The organism is Mesorhizobium sp. M1050 (genome assembly GCF_040318715.1).
GTDB lineage: Bacteria > Pseudomonadota > Alphaproteobacteria > Rhizobiales > Rhizobiaceae > Mesorhizobium.
Genome location: NZ_JAMYMV010000009.1, coordinates 20,715 through 39,841, shown reverse-complemented (window position 1 = coordinate 39,841; position 19,127 = coordinate 20,715). Strand labels below are relative to the sequence as shown.

At 63.4% G+C, this 19,127-nt stretch carries 17 protein-coding genes, 1 tRNA gene and 1 pseudogene; 14 read left to right on the top strand and 5 right to left on the bottom strand.

From position 1 onward, the window contains the following. Positions 1-149 precede the first annotated feature (149 nt). From NKH57_RS07925 to NKH57_RS07905, 5 genes are all read left to right on the top strand, one after another. Positions 150-302 carry a hypothetical protein gene (locus tag NKH57_RS07925; RefSeq protein ID WP_023757273.1) on the top strand — a complete coding sequence of 51 codons (153 nt, stop codon included), beginning with the start codon at positions 150-152 and terminating at the stop codon, positions 300-302. Positions 303-319: 17 nt separating this feature from the next. Next, on the top strand, positions 320-1,255 hold the full coding sequence (locus NKH57_RS07920) for a site-specific tyrosine recombinase XerD (protein WP_352943275.1): 936 nt from the start codon (positions 320-322) through the stop codon (positions 1,253-1,255). A 99-nt stretch (positions 1,256-1,354) separates the two neighbouring features. Next, entirely contained in the window at positions 1,355-2,305 is a 951-nt protein-coding gene (locus NKH57_RS07915; RefSeq protein ID WP_023757275.1) for an acetyl-CoA carboxylase carboxyltransferase subunit alpha, read from the top strand. Positions 2,306-2,523: 218 nt separating this feature from the next. Then, the gene (locus tag NKH57_RS07910; protein WP_352943272.1) at positions 2,524-3,822 is read left to right on the top strand and encodes a L,D-transpeptidase family protein; all 1,299 of its coding nucleotides are present in this window, start codon (positions 2,524-2,526) and stop codon (positions 3,820-3,822) included. Between the two features lie 7 nt (positions 3,823-3,829). Further along, positions 3,830-4,072, top strand: coding sequence for a sulfurtransferase TusA family protein (locus NKH57_RS07905; RefSeq protein ID WP_352943269.1), 243 nt, complete (start codon positions 3,830-3,832; stop codon positions 4,070-4,072). Between the two features lie 3 nt (positions 4,073-4,075). On the opposite strand, the gene NKH57_RS07900 is transcribed toward NKH57_RS07905, so the two are convergent. Continuing rightward, entirely contained in the window at positions 4,076-5,191 is a 1,116-nt protein-coding gene (locus NKH57_RS07900; protein WP_352943266.1) for a CobW family GTP-binding protein, read from the bottom strand. 85 nt (positions 5,192-5,276) lie between these two features. Then, positions 5,277-6,440, bottom strand: coding sequence for a D-alanyl-D-alanine carboxypeptidase family protein (locus tag NKH57_RS07895; protein ID WP_352943263.1), 1,164 nt, complete (start codon positions 6,438-6,440; stop codon positions 5,277-5,279). A 213-nt stretch (positions 6,441-6,653) separates the two neighbouring features. Here NKH57_RS07895 and NKH57_RS07890 point away from each other — a divergent pair, with 213 nt between their 5' ends. Both NKH57_RS07890 and NKH57_RS07885 read left to right on the top strand, forming a co-directional pair. Continuing rightward, positions 6,654-7,817, top strand: a complete 1,164-nt coding sequence (locus tag NKH57_RS07890; RefSeq protein WP_352727831.1) for a M20 aminoacylase family protein — start codon at positions 6,654-6,656, stop codon at positions 7,815-7,817. Positions 7,818-7,903: 86 nt separating this feature from the next. Further along, a tRNA-Arg gene (locus NKH57_RS07885) sits at positions 7,904-7,980 on the top strand. Positions 7,981-8,265: 285 nt separating this feature from the next. On the opposite strand, the gene NKH57_RS07880 is transcribed toward NKH57_RS07885, so the two are convergent. Then, complete coding sequence (locus NKH57_RS07880) at positions 8,266-9,168, bottom strand: GNAT family N-acetyltransferase (RefSeq protein ID WP_352943260.1); 903 nt, start codon at positions 9,166-9,168, stop codon at positions 8,266-8,268. 224 nt (positions 9,169-9,392) lie between these two features. On the opposite strand from NKH57_RS07880, the gene argE reads away from it, so the two are divergent. From argE to NKH57_RS07850, 6 genes and pseudogenes are all read left to right on the top strand, one after another. Next, positions 9,393-10,517, top strand: coding sequence for an acetylornithine deacetylase (gene argE, locus NKH57_RS07875; protein WP_352943257.1), 1,125 nt, complete (start codon positions 9,393-9,395; stop codon positions 10,515-10,517). Between the two features lie 13 nt (positions 10,518-10,530). Beyond that, a pseudogene (locus NKH57_RS07870) lies at positions 10,531-11,455 on the top strand (2-hydroxyacid dehydrogenase). A gap of 22 nt (positions 11,456-11,477) precedes the next feature. After that, the gene (locus NKH57_RS07865; protein ID WP_352943254.1) at positions 11,478-11,831 is read left to right on the top strand and encodes a cupin domain-containing protein; all 354 of its coding nucleotides are present in this window, start codon (positions 11,478-11,480) and stop codon (positions 11,829-11,831) included. 149 nt (positions 11,832-11,980) lie between these two features. Continuing rightward, positions 11,981-13,444: an aldehyde dehydrogenase family protein gene (locus NKH57_RS07860; protein ID WP_352943251.1), complete on the top strand. Its 1,464-nt coding sequence runs from the start codon at positions 11,981-11,983 to the stop codon at positions 13,442-13,444. A gap of 10 nt (positions 13,445-13,454) precedes the next feature. After that, a complete protein-coding gene (locus NKH57_RS07855) occupies positions 13,455-14,498 on the top strand; it encodes a tartrate dehydrogenase (protein ID WP_352943249.1) in 1,044 nt (347 codons plus the stop codon). Positions 14,499-14,515: 17 nt separating this feature from the next. Further along, positions 14,516-15,973: an NAD-dependent succinate-semialdehyde dehydrogenase gene (locus tag NKH57_RS07850; RefSeq protein ID WP_352943246.1), complete on the top strand. Its 1,458-nt coding sequence runs from the start codon at positions 14,516-14,518 to the stop codon at positions 15,971-15,973. Between the two features lie 30 nt (positions 15,974-16,003). Here NKH57_RS07850 and NKH57_RS07845 read toward each other — a convergent pair whose 3' ends face one another. Continuing rightward, positions 16,004-17,278 carry an NAD(P)/FAD-dependent oxidoreductase gene (locus NKH57_RS07845; RefSeq protein WP_352943244.1) on the bottom strand — a complete coding sequence of 425 codons (1,275 nt, stop codon included), beginning with the start codon at positions 17,276-17,278 and terminating at the stop codon, positions 16,004-16,006. A 16-nt stretch (positions 17,279-17,294) separates the two neighbouring features. Beyond that, positions 17,295-17,963, bottom strand: a complete 669-nt coding sequence (locus tag NKH57_RS07840) for a haloacid dehalogenase type II (RefSeq protein ID WP_352943241.1) — start codon at positions 17,961-17,963, stop codon at positions 17,295-17,297. A gap of 321 nt (positions 17,964-18,284) precedes the next feature. Between NKH57_RS07840 and NKH57_RS07835 the strand changes: the two genes are divergently transcribed. Next, complete coding sequence (locus tag NKH57_RS07835; RefSeq protein WP_352943238.1) at positions 18,285-19,124, top strand: GNAT family N-acetyltransferase; 840 nt, start codon at positions 18,285-18,287, stop codon at positions 19,122-19,124. Positions 19,125-19,127: the final 3 nt, after the last annotated feature.

The following is a 19,127-nucleotide window of genomic DNA, read 5'->3' as shown; positions in this document are numbered from 1 at the left end:
GTGGCAAGCACCTTGGACCCGATATGAGCTGACGGGGTCTGCATCGGAAGTTCCTGACAGGCCTCAGCTTCTTCCTTGAATTGGTCTGATTGGCGTCCCATAAGGGGACAGGGTTTGGAAACGCAGAACAAGAAGACGGGCGAAAATTGATGCCGACACTGTTTCGCTTTGTCGTGATAATAGCGATTCTGGCCGGCATTGCCTATGGTACGATGTTCGCGCTGGTGATGTTCGTGGAGCCCAAGAAGGGTGAAATAAGCGTGCGCATCCCTCCGGAGAAGCTCAATCCCAAGAAAAGTTGAACGACCAGAAAAGTTGAATGAACAGCGCCGCCCGCATCGAAGCCTTTCTGGAAATGATGAGCGCCGAGCGGGGTGCGGCCGAGAACACGCTTTCTTCCTACCGCCGTGACCTCGAAGACGCCTCTGGCGAGATCGATGGCGGGCTCGCCGGCGCGACCGCCACCGATATTCGCGCCTATCTCGACGACATCGCCGCGCGCGGCTTCGCCGCCACGTCGCAGGCGCGCAAACTGTCAGCGATCCGCCAGTTCTTCAAATTCCTCTACGCCGAAGGCCTGCGCGGCGATGACCCGACCGGCACGCTGGACAGCCCGAAAAAGCGCCGTCCGCTGCCTAAGACGATGAGCGAGGCCGACACCGGCCGGCTGATCGACCGCGCGGCACTTGAGGCCGGCGATCCCAGTCTCGGCAACGATGCCCGGCTAGGCAAGAGTGAGTGGCTGGCGGCACTGCGGCTGCATGCGCTGGTCGAGGTGCTTTATGCCACCGGCCTGCGCGTTTCCGAGCTGGTTTGCCTGCCGGTGACGGTGGCGCAGCGCGACGACCGCTTCTTCATGGTGCGCGGCAAGGGCGACAAGGAGCGTATGGTCCCGCTCTCGCTCAAGGCGCGTGCGGCGATGAAGACGTGGCTTGCCGCCCGCGCCAAGGTTCCAGCCTTCGCCGACAGTCCGTTCCTGTTTCCTGCCGCATCCGACAGCGGCTATCTCTCGCGCCAGGTCTTTGCTCGAGATCTGAAAGGGCTGGCGGCAAGGGCCGGCATCGCTTCGGCGAAGATCTCGCCGCATGTGCTGCGCCATGCTTTCGCCAGCCACCTCCTGCAGAACGGCGCCGATCTCAGGGCCGTGCAGCAGTTGCTCGGCCATGCCGACATATCGACGACACAGATTTACACCCATGTGCTGGAAGAGCGGCTGGTGCGGCTGGTCAACGATCATCATCCGCTTGCCGACTAGGCCTCATATCGCTATGTGAGGACGACGTTTCACCGCCCGGAGCCTTGGATTCAAGGGTTCCGTCAGCCATTGCCTTCCGATGTATCGGTCCGCTCACGCATGTATAATTACCTCGATTTCGAAAAGCCGGTGCAGGACCTCGAGGGCAAGATCCTCGAGCTGAAGAAGCTCGCCGAGAATGGCGAAGCGGTCGATGTCGGCGACGAGATCAGCCGCCTCGAGAAGCGCTCCCGCGATGCGCTGCGTGACGCTTACAAGGCGCTGACGCCATGGCAGAAGGTGCAGGTCGCTCGCCATCCCGACAGGCCGCATTGCGTCGACTACATCAAGGGCCTGTTCAACGATTTCACGCCGCTGGCAGGTGACCGCAATTTCGGCGAGGACCAGGCGATCGTCGGCGGCTTCGCCCGCTTCCGCGGCGAGCCTGTTGCCATCATCGGCCAGGAAAAGGGTTCCGACACGACCAGCCGCCTGAAGCACAATTTCGGCTCGGTGCGGCCGGAAGGCTACCGCAAGGCGGTGCGGCTGATGGAACTTGCCGACCGGTTCAGCATCCCGCTGCTGACGCTGGTCGACACCGCCGGCGCCTATCCCGGCGTCGGCGCCGAGGAGCGCGGCCAGGCGGAAGCCATTGCCCGTTCGACCTCCGCATGCCTTAGGCTCAGGGTGCCGTCGATCTCGGTTGTCATCGGCGAGGGCGGCTCAGGCGGCGCCATCGCCATCGCCACTGCCAACCGCGTCTACATGCTCGAACACTCCATCTATTCGGTGATTTCGCCGGAGGGCGCGGCCTCGATCCTGTGGCGCGACACGACGCGATCCAAGGACGCGGCGACGAACATGAAGATCACCGCCCAGGATCTTCTTGAGCTGAAGATCATCGACGCCATCATTCCCGAGCCGCTTGGCGGCGCGCATCGTGGCGCCGAAACCGTGATCGCCGCGACCGGCGACCTCATCGCCAGGACGATGAAGGAATTTGCCGGCGCCAACACTGATTTCCGCGAGCAGCGCCGCGAGAAATACCTGGCAATGGGACGCAGCCTTTAAATCATGATCTGGTCCCCCGCGCCACAATGTGGCGGCGCGGAGCATTTTCGCCACAAAAATGCCGCCGCATTCGGCTCAATGAGACTGCCGCAGGGGGACGCGTCGGCACTTGCGGTAAGGAATTTGTTAGGGTTAACGGGCTTAGGGTCCGTCCACGTTCAGTGCAGTAGCCGGGCATGAATTGCCGTCGCGCCAGAGAAAAGACGATATCCGCAGCCATGTTCGCCAAGCTTGCCCGCACCGGAATCCTGATAACCGCCCTCGGCGTTGCCGGCTGCAACAATTCATCGATGAAGGATTTCGCGCCGGAGGCCAACAAACCGCTGCCCGACAAGATCCTCGCCGACATGAGGGCCAAGGGCATGGTCCGCACCTCGTCGGTGATGGCCCGCATCTTCAAGGAAGAGGGCAAGCTCGAAATCTGGAAGGCCAAGACCAACGGCCGCTACGACATGGTGGCCAGCTACGACATCTGCAAATGGTCGGGCAAACTCGGGCCGAAATACACCGAAGGTGACCGCCAGGCGCCGGAAGGCTTCTACACGGTGCGTCCGGCGCAGATGAACCCCCGTTCGAACTACCATTTGTCGTTCAATATCGGCTATCCCAATGCCTATGACCGCGCCAATGGCCGCACCGGCTCCAATTTGATGGTGCACGGCGCCTGTTCGTCGTCGGGCTGTTATTCGATGACCGACGCGCAGATCGAGCAGATCTATGCCTTCGGCCGCGACGCTTTCCAGGGCGGCCAGACCGAATTCCAGATCCAGGCGTTTCCGTTCCGCATGACCGCCGCCAACATGGCGCGCTACCGCAACGATCCGAATTACGAATTCTGGAAGATGCTGAAGGTCGGCTACGACAATTTCGAGATCACCAAGGTGCCGCCGAAGGTGGATGTCTGCGAGAAGCGCTATGTCTTCAACCAGGTTGCCGCCGACGGCCAGACATTCGATCCGACCGGTGCCTGCCCGGCGACGACGCAGCCTGATTCGCTGAAAAGCGCTTACAATTCCTACATGAGCACCTACGACGCGGCGTTCAGCGGGGCGGTCAAGGCCAGCGTGCCGGCGCCCAAGCCGACCATCGCTGGCATCAAGGAAGCCAGCATCGTTTCCGACTGGTCCAAGCGCAGGGCGCGCGGCGAACGCGTGCCGATCGCCCCGCCGTCGCTCAACAACGACGGCTCGGTCACCGAGACCACGCGCATGGGCCGTATCGATTCGCCGGCCGGCCGCAAGATGGCCGCACTCGACGCCGAAAAAGCCGCCAAACAGAAGGCCGAGGAGCAAAGGCTGGCGGCCATAGAGGTGGCCAAGCAAGCCAAGGAAGCCGCCAGGGCGCAGGCTCTGGCTGAAAAGGAGGCCGAGAAGGCCGCCAAGGAAGCCCCTGTCGCCACCGCCACCGTCACACCCCCTTCCGAAGCCGCGCCGGTGGCAGAAACGCAAGCGGCGAGTGCCGACGAGAGCCGGGTGACAAAGCTGAAGAACAAGCTGCTCGGCATGTTCGGCGGCTGATTCACCCGTGGCTGACCGCGCCGCTGTCTATGACCTCAGGGGGCTGAACTGTCCCCTGCCCGTGCTCAAGGCCAAGAAGCGCCTCGCCGGGATGCAACCGGGCAGCCGGGTCTGGTTAGAGACCACCGATCCGCTCGCCGTCATCGACATTCCGGCATTCTGCTCCGACAACGGCCACCAACTCATCGAAACGTCAGCGGTTTCAGGCGGCCATCGCTTCTTGGTCGAACGCGGCGAGCCACAATCATAGAGTTCAACGACCGGCAATCGCCAGCGGGTTGTTTTCCAGCGCCGCGCGGTCGGGTGTATCGATCGACGGCCGGTTGGTGAAGGCGGCGAACAGCCGGCGGATATAGTCTTCCGGCATGTCGAGCGTGATCAGCACCAGCCGCGTGCCACGCTGGCCATCGGGCCAGCCCGGCAATTGCGCCGGCGGATGCAGGATTTTCTGCACGCCATGGATCACCAGTGGCCGTGATGGGTCCTCGCTGAGTTCGATGACGCCCTTCATGCGCAGCAGATGCTCGCCATGCGTCGAGCGCAGCAGGTCGAGAAACATTTCGATGGCTGAAAACGGTACCGGGCCATCGTGCACCAGCGAATAGGACCGCACACGCGAATCGTGGCGGTGGCCGTGATCGCGGCCATGCTCGTGATCATGCCCGTCATGATCATGATGGTGGTCGTGATCGTGCGCCGCTTCGTCGCCGAGCCAGCGCCGAACATCGGCGGATTTGGTGGAGGGATTATAGAGGCCGCAGTCGAACAGCGCCGCCACGCCTGTCCCCGTGTCGCCGGCGTCGAACAATTCGGCGCCCGGATTGATCTGCCGCAGTCGCGCCCGCAGCGTTTCCAGTTCATGCGGATCGGTGCCCAAATCGGCTTTGCTGAGCACGATACGATCGGCGACGGCAACCTGCTTGACCGCCTCGACATGGGCATCGAGCGTCGCTTCCCCGTTGACGGCGTCGACCAAAGTGATGACGCCGTCGAGCCGGAAGGCCTGGATCAGCGCCGGGTGCGCCATGATCGACTGCAGCACCGGCGCCGGGTCGGCCAGCCCCGTGGTTTCGACGATCACACGGGCGAGCCGGGCGATGCGGCCGGTCTGTAGCCGGTCGACCAAGTCGGCAAGCGTATCGACCAGTTCGCCGCGCACCGTGCAGCACAGGCAACCATCGGAAAGCTGGATGATGCCGTCGGAAGACTGCTCAACCAGCAAATGGTCGATCGCCACCTCGCCGAACTCGTTGATGATGACCGCCGTGTCGGCCAGCGCCGGATCCTTCAACAGCCGGTTGAGCAGCGTCGTCTTGCCGGCGCCGAGAAAACCGGTCAGCACCGATACGGGGATCGGGAAGCTGCTCATTGATCTCTATCTGCATGTCTGAGCATGGTCTTTTCCGAAAAGGTATAAAAATTTCGCTGTCGCGGACCTTCGGTTCGGATGGGCTCTAGTTCGCGACCTTGACCGGCTGGTCGCCCTGCGCGGCGGAGCCGGCAATCTTCGGGCCCGGGCCGGCCGGTGCCGGTCTGTCGGGCCGCCAACTCGGAATAGGCACGTCGGCGTAGTCCTGGCCGCCCTGGTCGAGAATAGCTTTCGGCGCTGGACCCGTTGCGCCGCCAAGGCCGACGGCAACCAGCGTCGGCACATGGTCGAGCTTTTTCTGATAGGTCGATTTCGGCACGTTCTTGGCAACAACTGGCGGCGCTTCGGACTGTTCCTGACGCGCCTTCTTCTTGCAGATCTCGTCATGCATGTCGTTGGGCGAGACCAGATCGCCGTAGGGCGCCAGCGTGGTGACGGTGTCCGAGCCGGCGGCAGGCGTGTCAAATCCCTGGTCCAGCAATCGCGCGGCGGTCTCGGCACGAGTGACCGCCGACTTTTCGCCAAGCACCACCGCAACCAGCGTGCGCCCGTTGCGGGTCGCCGAACCGATCATGTTGAAGCCGGAGGGGCAGACAAAGCCGGTCTTCATGCCGTCGGCGCCGGGATAACGGCCGATCAAGAGATTGTAGTTGGGAATAGCCTTCTTGCCGACGGCAAGTCCTTCTATCGAAAACCAGGACGCATATTGCGGGAACTCGCGCCGGATGGCCATCACCAGGACGGCGAGGTCGCGTGCCGTCGTGTACTGGTCGGGCGAATAGAGCCCGTTAGGATTGACGAAATGCGTGCCGTTCATGCCAAGCCGGGTCGCCTCGGCATTCATCCGATCGGCAAAGGCTGCCTGGGAACCGCCGACATTTTCGCCGACGGCCATGGCGATGTCGTTGGCCGATTTGACCAGCATCATCTTCAGCGCATTGTCGAGCCGCATCACGGACCCTGGCTTGAATCCCATCTTGCTTGGCGGCTCGGAGGCGGAGTGTTTCGTCACCGTGATCGGCGAATCGAGCTGAACCTCGCCGGCCGCGATCGCCCGAAAGGTCACATAGGCGGTCATCAGCTTGCTCAGCGACGCCGGATACCAGCGCTTGAATGCATCCTGATGCTGCAGGATCTTGCCGCTGCCGAGGTCGAACACAACAACCGGATTGGCCAGCGCCGGCCCGACCAGGACCGACAGCGCCATTGTGCCAGTCGAGAATAGCTTGAGGAAATGCCTGTGCCGCATGATCAAATCCGAAATCGCCTCTTGCCGTAGTCGCCCCTGGCTCCGTAAGATTTCGTTACGTGATCGCCAGCATATTGGTCCGACCCTCAAAAACCGGACCGCATTGATGCGGTGCTATTTACCCTATGTGACGCCAAGATGGCAAAGTGCCTGGCGATCACAATTGCAAGCAGCGGACAACACCGCCTGTCCCAACAGCGAGATGGAACCACCATGCCAATCCTGAACCGTGCCGCCGAAATGCAGGACGAAGTTGCCGGCTGGCGCCAGCATCTGCACCAGACGCCAGAACTCAACTTCGATGTCTTCAAGACCGCCGCCTTCGTCACCGAGAAGCTGAAAGCCTTCGGTTGCGACGATGTGGTCACCGGTCTCGGCAAGACCGGCGTCGTTGGCATCATCCGCGGCCGCCAGGGCGAAGGCCCCACCATCGGCCTGCGCGCCGACATGGACGCGCTGCCGCTCAACGAGATATCAGGCAAGCCCTACGCCTCCACCATTCCCGGCAAGATGCATGCCTGCGGCCATGACGGCCACACGGCGATGCTTTTGGGTGCCGCGAAATATCTCGCCGAGACCCGCAACTTCACCGGCTCCGTGGCGGTGATCTTCCAGCCGGCGGAGGAAGGAGGTGGCGGCGGCAACGAGATGGTCAAGGACGGCATGATGGACCGTTTCGACATTTCCAAAGTGTTCGGCATGCACAATATGCCAGGCCTGCCAGTTGGGCAGTTCGCCATTCGCCCAGGCCCGATCATGGCCGCAACCGCCGAATTCACCATCACAGTGCGAGGCAAAGGCGGCCATGCGGCGATGCCGCACGGCACGATCGACCCGATCGTCATCACCAGCCAGCTGGTCGGCGCCTTGCAGACGATCGCCTCGCGCAGCATCGACCCGGTCGAGGCCGTGGTGGTGTCGGTGACGAAGTTCCACGCCGGCGATGCCTACAATGTCATCCCGGAAACCGCCGAAATCGCCGGTACGGTGCGCACCTTGCGCAAGGAAATCGCCAAAAAATCGGAAGAGCGCATCCGAACGATCTGTGCCGGGCTGGCGACCGCCTTTGGGGCAAGGATCGAGGTCGACTACCAGGCAAATTACCCCGTGACCTTCAACCACGCGGAAGAAACGATCTTTGCCAGCGATGTCGCAATCGGTGTCGCCGGTGACGCTTACGTCCACCGCGGCATCCAGCCGGTGATGGGCGGCGAGGATTTCTCCTATATGCTGGAAGCCCGCCCAGGCGCCTTCATCTTCATCGGCAATGGCGACACCGCCGGTCTCCACAACCCCGCCTACGATTTCAATGACGAGGCCATCCCGCACGGCATGAGCTATTGGGTGAAGCTGGCGGAAACGGCGCTGGCCGCTTGATTGTCTTCAGCGCAAACGGCTGGCCGAATTGCATTCGGCCAGCCTCTTGGCGAAACGATCCGAAGCGGCTATGTGTCTGGCCGCGTGGTCCCGTAGCTCAGTAGGATAGAGCGGCAGATTCCTAATCTGTAGGTCACAGGTTCGATTCCTGTCGGGATCACCAATGTTTTCAAACAGTTCGAAAAATGGTGCCGTACTTTTTTGCCAACTAATACGGGAATTAGTACGGCGTTTTTGATGGTCAACAAGCAGCCCTGATGCGTATCTAAGATGCAGGTTGGCCTTGAGCCGGAGGGCGCGCCGTCAACAACGCACTGGCGATACCGGCGCCTCAACAAGATCGGGGTCTGCTTTTTCCTTTCGCTCCACTAGTTCCGCAATGAGCTCCACCCTCGCCCTCTCGCTGCGATCCTTCGCGTAGCGGCTGAGATCGCGATCACCCGATGAATTACCCGAGACTTTGACTGGCGAGGGCGTAGGTTACCGGTGCAACTGCACCGCGGACGGCAAAATCGGCGAGGCGTTTGCCCATCGACATGGTGAGCACCGTGTCGAAAACAGGCATTCCGCTGTGCGACAAAAAGGCAGCGAACTCGCCATGGTCCATGTGCGTGTCGATCCGCAGGAAAGACCCCGAATGGTCGGCAACGTGCGGCCGGACGATTATCACGGCGTCGGCGTCGCTTTTCGCCACGACCGGCCCCACGACGTGGCCCCGTCCGAACGGCCGGCAGAGCGCGAATGCGCTCAGCCTGCCATCCTTGAAAAGACCGTAGCCGGCCGAGTGTGCGAAAAGCCTTTCGATGAGTGCCGCCCGCCTCACGCCAAATCCTGCAGCGTCGAGCGCTATTGCTGCGGGAATGTCCCTGGCTTCCAGAGTCCGGACATCGCCTCGAATATTTGCTGGCCTGTCCGTTGTTTGCAGGCGGGCGATGCCCTGGCAATGATAAACGGTCTTCTCTGGCTGGAAGTCGAGCGAGAGATAGAGCCGCCTTGCCGCACGCGTTGCGTTGAGACGCAGGTCGCAGCCAACGACGTTCTCGAAGACCCGCTTCATCAGCCATTGCCCCGCTCCCAGCGTCTGGAGCCGCGGCGAGGTGATGACCATGCCCACGGTTGCGAAATCGGTACCGTGGGCGAACCACATGGCCGAGCCGAGAACCCGGCCGATCTCGTCGAGCGCCACGAACCCCTCTCCCGCTTGGCGCAAGAACTGCCAATCCTCGGCGCGATGCGGCCATCCCACGGAGAGCGATAGCGCGTGCAAGCGGTCCAGCTCGACGCTTTGGATGTCGTCGATCCGCATCGAGAAGGTATCGATTTTCAAGCTCTCGGAAGGCTTCAAGTCCATGCCCCTGAAAGATTACCACGCCAGAGCGGCCATTCTCTGCCGCCACGCTAAACGAGCAGACCGGTAAGATTTGCTCAAATGCCGCGCAGCAACGCAAGATTCAACTGAAACATTTCAGCTTTCGGCACGCAATCGCGAAAGAACGCGCACATCCTCTCTGGAAATCTAGCAGCAGATGGTCGACGGCACCGATCCCGGCGAACGCGAAACAGTTGAGAGCTGGAATGGACGTCTTCGACATCCTCGACCGTCTCGTCGCCTTTCCATCGGTCGCCGGCAGGCCGAACGCTGACATCGCCGGCTGGATAGCGACCTATCTCGCGGAATACGGAACCCAGGTCACCGTGCTTCCAGGGCCGGAAGGCGATCGTTCCAATCTTTTCGCGACGATCGGCCCCGCCGATGTCCCGGGCTACATGCTGTCGGGCCATATGGACGTTGTTCCTGCCAGTGAGCCGCAATGGAGTTCGGCGCCTTTTGCGCTACGCAAGGAGGGCGAACGGCTCTACGGACGTGGCACCACGGACATGAAGGGTTTTCTTGCCGCGGCACTCGCGGCCGTGCCCATGCTGGCTGGCCTGCGGCTCGCCAGGCCGATCCATCTCGCGTTCTCCTACGACGAGGAGGTGGGATGCCGCGGCGTGCCACACCTGATCGCCCGACTTCCCGAACTTTGCGCAAAACCGCTCGGCGTCATCGTCGGCGAGCCGAGCGGCATGCGCGCCGTGCGCGGCCACAAGGGCAAGGCGGCCGCCCGTATAACCATCAAAGGGCGCCCCGGCCATTCTTCACGGCCTGATCTTGGGCTCAACGCCATTCATGCGATGTCCGAAGCGCTGACCGCGACTGTGAACGAAGCCGAGCGGCTGACGCACGGCCCGTTCAACTCCGCCTTCGAGCCGGCCTACTCCACGTTGCAAGCGGGCGTGGTGGCGGGCGGACATCAGGTCAACATCATCCCCGACACCTGCACGCTGGACCTGGAGGCACGCGCCATACCTGGCGTCGACCCGGCAAGCCTGCTGGCGCCTGTAAGAGCGCGCGCAGAGGCCCTTGCGGCCAATGGCTTTCGCATCGAGTGGACACCGATGAGCGCCTATCCGGCGCTGTCGCTGCCGCAGGATGCGCCACTTGCGGGACTGCTGCGCGAATTGACCGGCGAGGTGCCACTCGCCGCCGTCAGCTACGGCACGGAGGCCGGACTTTACCAGGCCGCGGGGTTCGAGGCGATCATCTGCGGCCCCGGCGACATAGACCGCGCCCACAAGCCGGACGAATACATTCTCGCCAGCGAACTCACCGCCTGCCAGCAATTGATCGAGACACTGGGCGCCCGTTGCGCGACGTGAAGGGGCAGCCGGAATGACATTCCTGTTCAATTCGGATGCGCCCCGCGGGGCGATCTTCGCCGATGTCTTCGCGAGAGACCTGCCGGACGTCCCCTTCGCGACCAATGCCGCCACGGTCGATCCCGAGGCCGTGCGGTACCTGATCAGCTGGACCGTGCCGGAACAAGCTCGCCCGCTACAGGAACCTGGAAATCTTGTTTTCCATCGGCGCCGGCGTCGATCAGTTTCGCCTCGATGCGGTGCCTGCGAACGTGAAGATCGTGCGCATGATCGAGGACGGCATCGTGCGCATGATGCAGGAATATGTGACGCTTGCCGTCCTCGCGCTCCACCGCAACCTGCCTGGATATCTGGCGCAGCAGCGCGCCGGCGAATGGGCTGACATCGCGCAGCTGCAGGCCGGGTCACGCCGGGTCGGCGTGCTCGGCCTCGGGCAGCTTGGCCAAGCCGTCCTCGACCGGCTGAAGCCCTTCGGCTTCCCGCTCGCCGGATGGAGCCGCTCGGCGCGGCAGATTGAGGGCGTGGCCTGTCATCATGGCGAGCCCGGGCTGAACAAGATGCTCGCGGCCAGCGACATTTTGATCTGCCTGCTGCCGCTGACCGAGGAGACGCGCGGTTTCCTCGGTGCCGAGCTGTTCGCGAAACTGCCCAAGGGCGCGGCGCTCGTCCACACCGGCCGGGGGCCGCAGCTTGACCAGGAAGCGCTTGTCGCCGCACTCGACCGCGGCCAACTGTCGGCGGCGATGATCGACGTCACCGATCCCGAGCCGCTGCCGGCGGGTCATCCGTTCTGGTCGCATCCTAGGATCATTCTGACCCCGCATATCGCCAGCGTCACCCAGCCCGCCGGCGCCGCACAGGCCGTTGTCGAAAACATCAGGCGTTACCGCGCCGGTCTTGACCCCATCGGGCTCGTCGACCGGTCGCGCGGCTATTGAAGTTCAACATGAAAGGCCACCCTTGTCCCTGCTCAAGACCGTCGACACCAGTCCTGCCTTCCAGCCGCGCGAATCCGGGGCGCTGCCTGAACGGCTGATTTCCGGCAACCCCGCCTTCAAGACCTGGACGCAGGATGTCGCCAAGGGCGACCTCGTCCATACCGGCGTCTGGGAGGCGACCCCTGGGGAAACGCGCTCGATCAAGGGCGACACTTTCGAGTTCTGCCAGATCCTCTCGGGCGTGATCGAAATCACTCCAGACGGCGGCAAGCCGGTGACCTACCGCGCCGGAGACAGCTTCGTGATGAAACCTGGCTTCACCGGGATTTGGAAGACCATCGAAACGGTACGCAAGATCTACGTGACCGTAGGGTAGCGGGAGCACGCGAGGCGCCGGCCTCCGCAACAGATTTTGCCGTCTGTCATCGCCGGCACACAACAATCATCCGCGACCGATCGCCGAACGGTGCATGCTGCGCTGCTGCCCGCGCTAGGCTCCTGCAAAACAGTCCAGAGTGGGGTGCCATGGGCCTGAGCTTCGACCCCGATACCGTCTCCCTTCCCGTCGGCCATCTCATTGGCGGAGAGCTGATCGCAGCCGAGGGTGCGATCGAGATGCGCCGACCGTCGGACGGCAAGGCATATGCCGCCTGCCCGGTGGCCGGCGGCGATATGGTCGACCGTGCCGTGGAAAGCGCCAAGGCGGCACTGAAGTCCAGCAACTGGGGCGGTGTTCGGCCGCGCGAACGGACGAAGACACTCCAGGCCTGGGCCGACCTGATCGAGGCGGAGGCCGAAACGCTGGCCAGGATCGAGGCGCTGTGCTCGACCCGGCCCGTCGGCCAACTCGTTGCCGGCGACATCGCTGTCACCGCCGAGCAGATCCGCTTCTTTGCCGAATTCGCCGACAAGGAAGGCAGCGAGCTTGTACCGACCGACGACGCCAGTCTGGGCATGATCATGAGCGAGCCCTATGGCGTGGTCGGCGCCATCACGCCCTGGAATTTTCCCATCTCGATGGCCGGATGGAAGCTTGCTCCGGCATTGGCCGCAGGCAATGCGGTCATCCTCAAGCCGTCGGAAATGACGCCCTTCTCGGCAGTCTATATGGCGCAACTCGCGGTGAGGGCGGGCCTGCCGGCAGGACTCATAAACGTTGTGCTGGGAGATGGTCCGACGACCGGCACGGCGCTGACCGGCCATCCCGAGATCGCCAAGATCTCCTTCACCGGCTCGACCCGCGCCGGATCGGCAATCATGGAGAATGTCGCCCGCACCGGCGTCAAGTCGATGACGCTGGAACTCGGCGGCAAGAGCCCGCAGATCGTTTTTGCCGATGCCGATCTGGACAAGGCCGCAATGGCCATCGCCGGCAGCGTCACCTTCAATGCCGGTCAGGCCTGCGTGGCCGGCGCGCGCCTGATCGTCGAGAGGAGCGTGGCCGCCAATTTGACGGCCGCCATCCTGGAGCGGATGAAAGCTGTGCGGCCCGGCCCGACCTGGGACGAGGCGACACAGTATTCGCCTGTCATCTCGGAGCGGCAGCGGGCGCGTATCGACGGCATCGTCAAGGCCGCGGTCGAGGCAGGCGCCGAATGCCTGACCGGCGGCAACGTCATGGACAATCCCGGCTATTTCTACGAGCCGACGCTGATCGCTGATGTCGACCAGGCCAATCCGGCGATCGTCGAGGAAATCTTCGGCCCGGTCCTGACCATCCAGACGTTCGAGACCGAGGAGGAGGCGCTGGCGCTATCCACCCATCCAACCTACGGGCTGGCTTCCGGCCTGTTCACCTCCGACCTGTCCCGCACGATCCGCTTCGCGCGCAAGCTCGAAGCCGGCACTGTCTGGGTCAACCGCTACAGCCGCTCGCGCGACCATATCCTGCCGACCGGCGGCTACAAGCGCTCCGGCATCGGCAAGGATCTCGGCCGCGAGGCCTATCTCGCCAACCGCAGGACCAAGAGCGTCCTGATCAGCCTGTAGAGAGACGCCGATGAACTCCTATTCGATCGCACTGATCCCCGGTGACGGCATCGGCAGCGATATGACCGCCGCCGCCTGGACGGTGCTGGAGACCGCAGCCAAACGCGCGGGCTTTGCCTTGACCGGAACCGAATTCCCGTGGTCCTGCAAATTCTTCAAGGAAACCGGCCGTATGATGCCGCAGGACGGCATCGAGACCTTGCGCGGCTTCGACGCCATTCTTCTCGGCGCCGTCGGCTGGCCGGCGGAGGTGCCGGATTCCGTTTCGCTGCACGGTCTCCTGCTGCCGATCCGCAAGGCGTTCGTGCAATATGCCAACATCCGGCCGCACCGCCTGCTGCCGGGCGTGACCGGCCCGCTGCGCGCTGAAAACTTCGACATATTGTGCATCCGCGAGAACACCGAAGGCGAATATTCCGGTGCCGGCGGGCGCGTGCATCAAGGCACGCTGGACGAGGTCGCTGTGGAAACCTCGATCTTCACCCGCGCCGGCGTCGAGCGCATCCTGCGCTTCGGCTTCGAGCAGGCGCGGTCGCGTCGGGGCAAGCTGGCCTCCGTCACGAAGTCCAACGCGCAGAAATACTCGATGGTGTTCTGGGACGAGATCACGCGAAAGCTGGCCGCGGATTATCCGGATGTCGAAGTCACCAGCTATCATGTCGATGCGCTCGCAGCGCGCATGATCATGGCGCCGGAGAGCCTCGACGTGGTCGTCGCCTCCAACCTCTTCGGCGACATCCTGACCGATATCGGCGCGGCGATCCAGGGCGGGCTCGGTTACGCCGCCTCGGCCAACATCAATCCCGTCCGCTCGGCGCCGTCGATGTTCGAGCCGGTACACGGCTCGGCGCCCGACATAGCCCATCTCGGCATCGCCAATCCGATCGCCGCCATCTGGTCCGGCGCCATGATGCTCGAACATCTCGGTGAAAAGGCTGCGGCGGACCGCGTTGTGAAAGCGGTCGAAGCCGCAACCGCCAGAGGCATAGGCACTATTCCCGGCGAGGACCGGACGGAGGCCATTACGGCCGCCATCGTCGCTTCCCTCACCTGATTGCAAGGTCGTTTTCGATGAAAAACCTGAAGGACAAAAGTCTCTTCCGCGAAGCCGGCCTGATCGGCGGCCAATGGGTCGCAGCCGGCTCCGGCAGGACGGTCGACGTCGTCGATCCGGCGACCCAGGCGGCGATCGGCACGGTGCCCGACATGGCCGGTCCGGACACCCGCGCGGCCGTAGAGGCCGCGGCTTCCGCCTATCGCGATTGGAGAAAGAAAACCAACGCTGAGCGCGCTGTCCTCCTGGAGGCCTGGCATGGGCTGATGCTTAAGCATCTGGACGATCTTGCGCTGATCCTGACGACCGAACAGGGCAAGCCGCTGGACGAGGCCAAGGGCGAGATCCGTTACGGCGCGTCCTTCGTCAAATGGTTCGCGGAGGAGGCGCGCCGCATCAACGGTCACACCATCCCCTCGCCGACGCAAGACCGCCGCATCATCGTCTTGAAGGAACCCGTAGGCGTGTGCGGCATCATCACGCCATGGAACTTTCCCAATGCGATGATCACCCGCAAGGTCGCGCCGGCGCTGGCCGCCGGCTGTACGGTGGTGATCAAGCCGTCAGAGTTCACCCCCTATTCGGCGCTGGCGCTCGGCGTGCTTGCCGAGCGCGCCGGCATCCCCGCCGGCGTCATCAACATCGTCACCGGCATGCCCACAGAGATCGGCAACGAGATCATGGCGAACGAGGCCGTTCGCAAGATCTCGTTCACCGGTTCGACGCGGGTCGGTTCGCTGCTGATGCGCGGTGCGGCCGACAGCGTGAAGCGGCTCAGCCTCGAACTCGGCGGCAACGCGCCCTTCATCGTCTTCGATGATGCCGATCTCGAGCTCGCCATCGAGGGCGCGCTCGCCTCAAAATTCCGCAACGGCGGCCAAACCTGCGTCTGCGCCAATCGCATCCTCGTCCAAGCCGGTGTCTATGAAGCCTTCGCTGCGAAGCTTTCCGCCCGCGTCAACGCCATGACGGTGGGGCCGGGCACGCAGCCCGGCGTCGCTATCGGGCCGATGATCAACATGGCGGCGGTCGAGAAGATCAACCGCCATGTCGAGGACGCGCTCGCCAAAGGTGCTGCGATCATCACCGAGAGGCCGGCGTTGCCCGACGGCCCTCAGTATGTCGCGCCGCTGGTGCTGACCGGCGCCACAGAAGAGATGCAACTTGCCGGTGAGGAAACGTTCGGTCCGGTCGCGCCACTTTTCCGCTTCGAGACGGAAGAGGAAGCGATCACGCTGGCCAATGGAACGCCCTACGGGCTTGCTTCCTACTTCTACACCGAAAACCTCAAACGCGCCTGGCGCGTCGGCGAGGCGCTGGAGTTCGGCATGGTCGGTCTCAACACCGGCTCTGTGTCGATGGAAGTGGCCCCCTTCGGCGGCGTCAAGCAGTCCGGCCTCGGGCGTGAAGGGGCGCAGGCCGGCATCGAGGAATATCTCGAGATGAAGAGCTTCCACATCGGTGGGCTGGGCTGAGGCAATTTGGCTGAAGCCCCGGAGCGGCGATCACTGAATCCGGTCGAGCGCCTTGTAGTAGAGGCCGACCATCGGCAGGAACCAGGGCTTGCCGGAATAACCGGGAATGGACGGCCACTCGAGCCCCTTCAGCGGATTGCGGTCCTCGCGGCCGAGCATGGCATCGGCCATGATCATGCCAAGATGAGTGGACAGCTGCGCGCCGTGGCCGGAATAGCCCATCGCGTACCAGACCCCATCATGGTAGCCGGCGCGCGGGAAGCGGTCCTTGGTCATGTCGACCAGTCCGCCCCAGCAATAGTCGATCTCGACCTTGGCGAGCTGCGGGAAGATCGCCGCGAGGCCGGCCCGCAATATCTCTCCGCTCCTGGCATCGGAGCGCTGGTCCGATGTCGCGGAGAAGCGTGCGCGGCCGCCGAAGATCAGGCGCTTGTCAGGCGAGAGCCGGAAGTAGTTGCCGATGTTCATCGAGGTCACGCATGTCCTGTTGCCCGGCATCGTCGCGGCGATCTCGGCGTCGCTCAGCGGGCGCGTGGCGATGATGAAGCTGCCAACGGAGATGATCCTGCGGCGGAAATAATCGAAATTGGGTGTGGTGTAGGCGCCGGTCGCCACCAGCACATTGTCGGCGCTGATCTGGCCTCGGGAAGTGGTCAGCTCATGCCGCTTGCCAGCCTGCTTGCGGTCGGTCACCGCCGCATTCTCGTGGATGGCGGCGCCGTGGCGGGCGGCTGCAGTGGCAAGACCCGCCACATAGCGGCCCATATGCATCATGGCGCTCTTCTTCGACAGCATCGCGCCGTGGAAGGGCGAAGCGATCTCGGACTTGAGATCAGCCGCCGACAGCAGCGCCGTATCCGGATCCACCTCGGCATGGAGGGCTTCGAAGTTGCGGGCGATTGCATCAAAATGCTGCGGCTTGGAGGCGAGCTTCAGCTTGCCGGCGCGGCGGAAATTGCTATCGATGCCTTCCTCCGCGACCAGCGCCTCTATGGTGTCGACGGAATCGTCCAGTGCCCGGTAAAGCGCGATTGCGCGATCCTTGCCGAGTTCCGCCTTGGCCGAAAGGTAGCTGTGGGCGAGACCGTTGTTGAGGTGCCCGCCATTGCGCCCGGATGCGCCCCAGCCCACCCGCTCCGCCTCCAGCACAGCCACCTTCGCGCCAGCCCTTGCCAGTCGGTGTGCGGCGGCAAGGCCGGTGAAGCCGCCGCCGATGATGGCGGCATCGTAGTGTCCCTCGACCGGGCCTTGCGCCCCGCCGGAAAAGACGGCGGCGGTGTCGTGCCAGTAGGAGACGAACTTCATTTTCAATCCGCCTGTTTCAGAGCCCAACGACGCCCGCAAGACCGGAAATGTCTGATATCTCGACATAGCCATAGTAGGGGTTGGCCGGTTCGTGGCCGCGATTGACCCAGACTTTGTTTTTGATGCCGAGATCGTGTGCCGACATCAGGTCGTAGCGGAACGAAGACGAGCAGTGAAGAACATCCTGCGGGCCGCAGCCCAGCCTGTCGAACATGTATTCGAAGGCCTTGAAACGGGGCTTGTAGGCCTGCGCCTGCTCAGCCGTGTAGACGGCATGGAACGGCGCACCGAGCTTCTCGACATTGGACATGATCTGCGCATCCATCGCATTGGACAGGATGACCAGCGGAATCTCCTTGGCGACCTTCGCCAGACCGGCCGGAACGTCGGCGTGAGGCCCCCAGGTCGGGACACGCTCATAGACCATCCTCGCGTCGTCGGCGCTGAAGGCGACACCGTTGCGCTTGCAGGCACGCTCGAGCGCGTTGTGGACGACGTCGGCATAGGGCTTCCAGTCGCCCATGATCTCGTCGAGCCGATAGGCCGCGAAGTTCTTGATGAATTCCTGCATGCGCGGCTCGTCGAGGCGGCTGCCATAGAGATCTCGCGCCGCTTCCGCCATCTGGAAAAAGGTCAACGTGCCGTAGCAGTCGAAGGTGATGTATTTGGGCCTGAAGGAAGCCATGTCCGTCGATCTCCGGTGGAAGCACATCCGTGCTGGGATGTATTTTCATCATAGGACGGCAGGCGGCGACCCACCTGACCGAAATCGCCCTCCCGAAAGCAGAAAGTTCCGTATCCGCCATCCGGTTTGGCACGCTGTAGCATCTTGACGGCCAACGAGAGCACCTTTCGCGACCTAAAGCGCACTCATCACGGGCTGCGTCAGCACAAGATGCGGCGCATCCCTCGCGCTACGGCGAAAGATACTGCCGAAACCAATGCCTTCAGACGATCTGCGGCGCGCCGATGGCCGAGACTTGGGCAGCAGACGGAAGGATGCCTCATGCAGCAGGGCGACATCGAACTCCAGGCCTTCGGGCCCGACCATATCGAGGGCGCGGTGGCGCTTTCTCGTCAGGAGAACTGGCCGCATCGTCCGCAGGATTGGCAGATGGCGCTGCAGCTCTCGAACGGTGCGGTTGCGCTCGATGATCAGGGCCGCGTCACCGGAACCATCCTGGTAACGCCCTACGGCATGGATTGCGCCATGATCAACATGGTGATCGTCGACAGGAATGTGCGGGGCAAGGGGCTCGGGCGCCGGCTGATGGATCAGGCCTTCGCCCTTGCCGGCGACCGTCCGCTGCGGCTTGTCGCGACAGCGGACGGCATGCCTCTCTATGAAAAGCTCGGCTTCGTGCCGTCCGGTACGATCCGGCAACATCAGGGCAGCGTTGCCAAGCTTGGCGCGCCCGACGGCGTGGAAGCCGCCGGTACCGACGATCTGCCTGAAATCAAGGCGCTGGACCGCGACGCCTATGGCGCCGACCGTGAGGCTCTGATCGATGCGCTGGCCGAGCGCGGCCAATTCGCTGTCATCCGCCGCGACGGCGTCATCGAGGCCCATGCCGCGATCCGCCCGTTCGGACGCGGCGAGGTGATCGGTCCGGTCATCGCGGGAAGTATCGACGATGCGAAGGCCCTGATCGGCTTCTTCGCCGCGCCGCGTCCCGGCGCCTTCCTGCGCGTTGATACCGGCATCGGGACCGGCATCGCCGGCTGGCTAGAGGAAATCGGCCTCACCCATGTCGGCGGCGGCGTGGCCATGGACCGTCCGCCCAAGATGGACGCGGAACAGGCCAGGCCAAAAGTTTACGCCCTCGCCAACCAGGCGCTAGGCTAGCCG

What these genes read in the sequence shown, in the direction of transcription:
- NKH57_RS07890 (WP_352727831.1), top strand. Translation starts at nt 6,654, where the DNA reads ATGCCAATCCTGAACCGTGCCGCCGAAATGCAGGACGAAGTTGCCGGC.
- NKH57_RS07900 (WP_352943266.1), bottom strand. Translation starts at nt 5,191, where the DNA reads ATGAGCAGCTTCCCGATCCCCGTATCGGTGCTGACCGGTTTTCTCGGC.
- NKH57_RS07855 (WP_352943249.1), top strand. Translation starts at nt 13,455, where the DNA reads ATGAACTCCTATTCGATCGCACTGATCCCCGGTGACGGCATCGGCAGC.
- NKH57_RS07880 (WP_352943260.1), bottom strand. Translation starts at nt 9,168, where the DNA reads ATGGACTTGAAGCCTTCCGAGAGCTTGAAAATCGATACCTTCTCGATG.
- NKH57_RS07895 (WP_352943263.1), bottom strand. Translation starts at nt 6,440, where the DNA reads ATGCGGCACAGGCATTTCCTCAAGCTATTCTCGACTGGCACAATGGCG.
- NKH57_RS07850 (WP_352943246.1), top strand. Translation starts at nt 14,516, where the DNA reads ATGAAAAACCTGAAGGACAAAAGTCTCTTCCGCGAAGCCGGCCTGATC.
- NKH57_RS07915 (WP_023757275.1), top strand. Translation starts at nt 1,355, where the DNA reads ATGTATAATTACCTCGATTTCGAAAAGCCGGTGCAGGACCTCGAGGGC.
- NKH57_RS07910 (WP_352943272.1), top strand. Translation starts at nt 2,524, where the DNA reads ATGTTCGCCAAGCTTGCCCGCACCGGAATCCTGATAACCGCCCTCGGC.
- NKH57_RS07835 (WP_352943238.1), top strand. Translation starts at nt 18,285, where the DNA reads ATGCAGCAGGGCGACATCGAACTCCAGGCCTTCGGGCCCGACCATATC.
- NKH57_RS07925 (WP_023757273.1), top strand. Translation starts at nt 150, where the DNA reads ATGCCGACACTGTTTCGCTTTGTCGTGATAATAGCGATTCTGGCCGGC.
- NKH57_RS07840 (WP_352943241.1), bottom strand. Translation starts at nt 17,963, where the DNA reads ATGGCTTCCTTCAGGCCCAAATACATCACCTTCGACTGCTACGGCACG.
- NKH57_RS07860 (WP_352943251.1), top strand. Translation starts at nt 11,981, where the DNA reads ATGGGCCTGAGCTTCGACCCCGATACCGTCTCCCTTCCCGTCGGCCAT.
- NKH57_RS07920 (WP_352943275.1), top strand. Translation starts at nt 320, where the DNA reads ATGAACAGCGCCGCCCGCATCGAAGCCTTTCTGGAAATGATGAGCGCC.
- argE (WP_352943257.1), top strand. Translation starts at nt 9,393, where the DNA reads ATGGACGTCTTCGACATCCTCGACCGTCTCGTCGCCTTTCCATCGGTC.
- NKH57_RS07845 (WP_352943244.1), bottom strand. Translation starts at nt 17,278, where the DNA reads ATGAAGTTCGTCTCCTACTGGCACGACACCGCCGCCGTCTTTTCCGGC.